General features: G+C 42.9%; 1 protein-coding gene and 1 pseudogene. Both read right to left on the bottom strand.

What is annotated here, in order from left to right; all coding sequences use genetic code 11:
* Positions 1-942, bottom strand: a pseudogene (locus GT674_RS06675) (hypothetical protein); the annotation flags it as partial.
* 66 nt (positions 943-1,008) lie between these two features.
* Positions 1,009-5,883 (bottom strand): Cna B-type domain-containing protein, encoded by a 4,875-nt coding sequence (locus GT674_RS06670; protein WP_161284988.1) that lies wholly within the window; start codon positions 5,881-5,883, stop codon positions 1,009-1,011.
* Between the last annotated feature and the right edge of the window lie 106 nt (positions 5,884-5,989).

The following is a 5,989-nucleotide window of genomic DNA, read 5'->3' as shown; positions in this document are numbered from 1 at the left end:
TGGGTTTGGTGCTTCACTCGGGTTTGGTGCCTCACTCGGGTTCGGTGCTTCACTTGGGTTTGGTGCCTCACTCGGGTTCGGTGCCTCACTTGGGTTTGGTACTGCGGTTGGTGCCGGAATCTCTGCACTTGCAGTTCCAAATCCGAAATCCATTCCTGACCACGGGATTACAAATCCGTTTGACCAGTACTCTCTGTATCCAAGGCTTGGACACATATTACCTTCATCCCAGTAATTGAATGAAGATGTAAATGTCATAGTCTGAGTGTAAGTTGCACCTGTATCAGGATCTGTAAATGTTACATCCTTTGTAATAGATACTGTGTACTGTACTCTGTTGTCAAAAGTACCTACCGGAAATACTCCTGCGATGTGGATCTGTCCCTCACCAAGAATAATTGCTCCTGCATAGTCAGGATCCACTGTAATATTTCCAAGGTCTCCCTCATCAAATACAACTGTCTGTGTCAGTGTTTTGTCTCCAACAGTAAGAGTTGCCTCTGCCACTCTTGAAAGATCGATATGGCTTACAGTTCCTGTCACCAGAAGTCCTACTGACTCTGCATCCTCTCCATCTTCCTCTGCTGCAATAACATCTTCACTTTCTTCCGGTGTTTCTTCCGGATCGATCACTACATCTGCGACACTGTCGGAATCCTCATCAGAAGTATCCTCGTCTGTTTTCTCATAAAGAGTATCTTCATCGGAAGTATCTTCATCTGTGTCTTCATCAGAAGTACTCTGATCTTCGGAATCTTCATCAGAATCTGTGCTGCCCTCTGCTGTATCTTCAGCAGTCTGATCTTCATTCGCATAATCAGGTTCATTCTGCTCTGTAGGATATTCATCGGCTGCCATTGTCATACTCGCACCCTGCATAACCATTGCAGCGCCGACGAGGCATACGGCAACCTTTTTCCATCCTAACCATTTCCTATACATTTCTTTTTTCCTCCTCATTTCCAAGAGCGGCGTTACCGCCGCTCCTGACCACATCAGTGGATTTCTTTATTTCACTCTAACTTTTACAACCTGGCTCCAGGAAGGTGCATAAATGTTCTTGCCATTTGCCACTTTGTAGCTGCGCACACGTACATAATAGTACCTGCCGCTTGCGAGACCTTTCAGAGTTGTTTTGCCAATTGTGTTTTTATTGATTGTCACACTCTTTGTGGTCTTGCCCTGGAACTTATTATTCTGGCTGTACTGTACTACATATTTTGTAGCCTGTGCATCACGTACCCAGCCCACAGCCAGTGTCTTCTTAGCAGTACTCTTTACAGACGGTTTACGCATCTGTTTCGGTTTGATAGTAAATGTAGCTTTGCCTGCATATTTTGCAAACTTGCCTTTACCTTTGACGATAACAGTTGCATAGCCTGTATTCTTGTTGTTCTTATAAGTTACTGTGTAGTACTTATTTGCAACTTTCTTCTTTCCATTGTATACAGTAACGGTCGGTTTCAGATTCTTTCCTGTGTATACATAGGATGTCTTGGAAAGTTTCAGATTAAGTTTCTTTGTAATCTTGGTGTATTTGCTTGTAACATTTACAGTTCCGTTTGCAGATTTGATTGAAATGCTGTATCCGGATGGTGCTCCAACAACTTTTCCTGTGTAGGAGATTACTTTTCCTGCTGATTTCTTATTCAGGTTGGAAACTGTTGCAGTCCATTTGTTTGCACTTGTAAGTGTTACTCTCTTACCTGTTGCCTTTCCATTTGCATAGATTTCAACAACAAGCTTGGAAGGACGGGAATCAACAACATTATTCAGGTCGTTCCATGTGTTCTTAACAGTTACTTTTGTCTTGGCAACACTGTGAGCATAAGTTACTGTGTAACCTTTCTCTACATCTCCGGATACTTTGACGCTATAACCGGATACCGCAGATGCAACTACTTTATAAGCAATTTCTTTACCTGCTTTGTATTTCGGAAGTTCTGTCCATGTCTTAGTCCAGGATTTTCCAGATTCAAGAACTGCCTTGTCACCAAGTACTTCTCCATCTGCATAAAGCTGAACAAGTGTATCTGTCGGACGGATTCCGTCCTGGTTCTTTGCATCATTCCATGCTGCCTTGGCGCTGATGTTTACAGTTGCCGGTACATGTTTGTAATTAAGGGTAAGACCTTCCTCATCAAGGATATTTCCAGATACAGAAACTGTGTAGCCTTCCTTCTCTGTACTCTTAACCTCGTATTTAATTCTTGTTCCGTCTTTCTTGACATCAACCTGTGCAAATTTAGCTGTCCAGCTGTTCTCTGCATTCAGAGTCACTTTATTTCCTGTTGCTTCGCCGTCTGCATAAAGTTCTGCTTCTACAGAGTCAAGACGTACTCCATCCTGGTTTTCTGCGTCATCCCATTTTACAGATACCGGAATCTCAACAGTTGCCGGAATATATGTGTTTGTTACAACAAGACCTGTCGCTGCGTCTCCACTTACAGAAGTCTCATAAGATTCCGGAAGTCCGGTAACCTCTGCTGTGTAAACGATCGCTTCGCCGACTTTTCCAGTTCTGTTCTTCTGCAGACCGGTCCATGTCTTGGAGAAATCACTTGCACTCTCAAGAATAATCTTATCACCAACTTTTACGCCGTCTGCAAGAAGCTGTACATAGTAAGAAGCCGGACGAACATTATCCTGATTGTCCTTGTCATTCCACTTAGTTGTCAAGGTTACATCTACAGTTTCTGTCTTGTGTGTGAATTTCAGTACAAGACCATCTGCTGTACTTGTGCATGCACTTGTGTATGCATCTACATCAGATTTGAGTGTATAAGTGATCTTCTGTCCTGCGGCATATACCGGAAGGGCTTTGACGGTTGCTTTCCACTCACCCTCTGCTGTCAGGGTTACTTTGTTTCCTGTTGCTTCGCCGTTTGCAAGAACTTCAGCTTCTACAGATGCCGGACGAAGTGCATCCTGGTTGTCTGCATCATCCCATGCTGCGGATACTGCGATATCTGCAACTTCCGGAGTATGAGTTAATGTAACTACGATTCCGGATTCAGTACTGCTTACAGCTGCTTCATATCCTTTGGCAACATCACTTGCTTTTACGGAATATGTGATTGCTTTTCCGGCTTTGTTCTTTTCAAGGCCTTTCCAGGTCTTTGTAAAGTTTCCAGCCTCATTCAGGGTGATTGCATCACCAACAGCTTCACCGTCTGCTGTAAGCTGTACACTGTAAGTGTTCGGACGGATTCCATCCTGGTTATCTGCATCATCCCATTTGGTAGTTACAGTTACGTCTGTCTTGTATGTTGTATGTGAGTATTTCAGTACAAGTCCCTTAGCCGGGCTTCCCTCTACTACGCAGTCATATCCATCAACTTTGGTTGTTACCAGAGTATAATCGATTGTTTTGCCGTTTTTCTTGAGATCCATCTCTCCGAAAGAAGCTGTCCACTTGTTGTCAGCAGTAAGTTTTACTTTCTTACCTGTGGATACATCATCGGCATAAAGTTCTGCTTCTACAAATTCCGGACGGATTGCATCCTGGTTCTCTGCATCATCCCAGTTAACAGATGCTTTGATCTCTGCCACTGCCGGTACATGAGTTGCTGTGATGGTAAATCCGGTTCCTGCATCTCCTGTGATCTCTGCGGTATATCCGTCTTCACCACCCTTAAGGCCGACTACTTCGACTGTATAAACAACTTCCTTACCAGCTTTGTACTCGCCAAGTCCGGTCCATGTCTTGGTCCATTTGGATTTCTCATTGACTGTGATCACATCACCGAGATTTTCGCCATCAGCTTTAAGCTGTAAGCTTACTGTCTCCGGACGAACACCGTCTCTGTTATTTCCATCTGCCCATACAACAGTTGCTTTAACATCTACTGTCTTAACTGCATGTGTATAGTTCAGAACAAGTCCTTCTGTTGCACTTCCGGTTGTCTTGATCTCATATCCCTCAGCTTTGGTGGATACGAGAGAATACTCGATTGGTTTACCATTTTTGTTTACTGCAAGTCCCTCGAAGGTTGCTTTCCATTCGTTATCTGCAGTAAGTTTTACTTTCTTACCTGTGGATGCATCACCCGCATAGAGCTCAGCTTCTACAAACTCCGGACGAAGTCCATCCTGGTTGTCTGCGTCATTCCAGTTTACAGATACTGCAATATCAACACCTTTTGGTGTGTAAGAGTTCTTAAGTGTGATTGCTCCTGTTTCTTCATCCTTGGTAGTTGTGATGGTATATCCTTCCGGAAGTCCGGATTCTTCTACTGTGTATTCGATCACTTTACCGGCATTGTATTTCGGAAGGTCTGTCCAGGTCTTGGTCCAGTTTCCATCAGCGTCTGCTTTTACAGTTACGTTATCACCAACGTTTACTGCTTCTCCGCCTTCAACTTTTGATTTAAGCTGTAAGCTTACTGATGCAGGACGGATTCCATCCTGATTTTCTGCATCATCCCATGTTACATTTGCTGTAGCACTGACTTTTGCAATTTCATGTGAATAAGTAACAACAAATCCATCATCTGCACTACCTGTTACTTTTGCAGTGTACTCTTTCGGATTTTCTGCTTTTACACGATAAACAATATTATTTCCTTCTGCATCTTCTGCATCCAGAAGTTTCCATTCATATGTCCAGTTGTTTTCTGCATTCAGTTCGATTGGATCACCACAGTTTTCATCATTTGCTGTCAACTGAAGTGTTGCTTTTTCAGGACGGATTCCATCCTGGTTGTCATGGTCATCCCATTCTGTTGAAAGAGTTATATTTCTACTTGGAGTTACGGTAACTTTTACATCATTAGCATTGACACCATTCCATGCAGCACTAACTGTTGCATTACCTCTTTTAACACCTGTAACAACGCCGCCATCTACTGTTGCAATGGACTCATTATAGCTCTTCCATGTAATCTGCGGATTCTCCACATATGCAGATCCATCCCATGCCTTTGCTGTAATTTTTTCTGTAGTACCCTGCTTAACAGTTAATTCCGCTGGCTGAAGAATCAGTCTTGCATCAGATGTTACCTCTACCTCGCAGGTAGCTGTAGGATCAAACGGATAACATTTGATTGTGATCGTAGTCTTTCCAGGAGAAACAGCTGTAAGATGCAGCATTCTTCCATCTGCCGGATCTGATTGTGCTGTAACGATATTTGTATCGCCTTCAACCATCTCAAGTTTTGAAAGCTTCGGATTACTCTTATCTGCCCAGAACTTTCGTTCCAGTTCTGTTCCATCTTCCTTAATAAAGGTACCCAGGATTGTTGCTGTACCGGATTCTCCCATCTTCATAGATAAGGAGTTTTTGTTCAGATACAGTCCTGCTTCACCATTAACCTTAATGGCGATACTCTGCCATACACCATAAAGCTGTCCAGTTTCCATCGGTACATAATATTTATGGCTCAAATAAATATATCCACTGTATGGAGTCTTTCCTGTAACGCTTACTTTTTCTCCTGCCTGCTTTACAATATCAATATTATAAATACCGTTACCATAAAACTGGGCATTCAGACTTCCATGACCGTTTTCAAAATAACCGATTTTCCAGGTATCTGTAATATCTTCACCGGCCTTGTTGGTTTTGGTTTCACCCTTAGTTCCGGTAATTTCTACAGCTTCACCTTTTACAACAACTTTCTGGTTTTCGGTTACATTTACTTTAATATCTTTTACTTTTGTTCCTTTGTAGCTTACTGTAACAGTTGTGCTCGCTGTTGTCTGACCTTCCGGAAGATCCTTCGCAGTGATAACACCAACAGAATCTACTGTTGCAACAGCTTCGTCAGCTGACTTCCAGGTTACATCACTGGATGGATTATATCCTTCTCCGGTAGAACCGGCTTTATACTGCCCCATATTCCAGAGTGTCCAGGCAATTTCCTGTGTACTTCCCTGAGGCATGGTTACTTCATTCTGGGCATCAGTCAGATAAATTCTTTAGGTTACAATCGCTGATGGTGTAAACGAAAAAGCAGTTTTGACATTGCAGAGAACTGCCCCTTCGTTT

It is taken from the genome of Blautia sp. BIOML-A1 (genome assembly GCF_009883055.1).
Taxonomy (GTDB): Bacteria; Bacillota; Clostridia; order Lachnospirales; family Lachnospiraceae; genus Blautia_A.
This window is presented reverse-complemented; position numbering and strand designations above follow the sequence as displayed.